Here is a 233-nt window from a genome sequence, read left to right on the forward strand (position 1 = left end):
CGACTCGCCGGTCAGGCGGTGCACGAGCGCGCCGAGCCGGGCGCCCCCGCCCGGGGCGACGTACGCCTGCTGGATCCGCCACAGCGCCTCGAAGCCCGTGGTGCCGGCGGTGTCCCAGTCGCCGGGGAGCTCCTCGTCGCCCTGCAGGATCTTCTCGACCACGACCCAGGCCCCGCCCGACCGCTGGCGCAGCCGCCCGAGGTAGCCGCCGGGGTCGGCCAGGCCGTCCGGGT

The 233-nt window shown here is 78.1% G+C and carries 1 protein-coding gene; it reads right to left on the minus strand.

Annotation, left to right across the window (positions count from 1 at the left end):
• Positions 1–233, minus strand: a 233-nt coding sequence (locus tag KVT14_RS21585) for a hypothetical protein (RefSeq protein ID WP_217617409.1), incomplete at both ends; no start/stop codon positions are given.

This window comes from Cellulomonas sp. GbtcB1 (assembly GCF_019091725.1).
GTDB lineage: Bacteria > Actinomycetota > Actinomycetes > Actinomycetales > Cellulomonadaceae > Cellulomonas.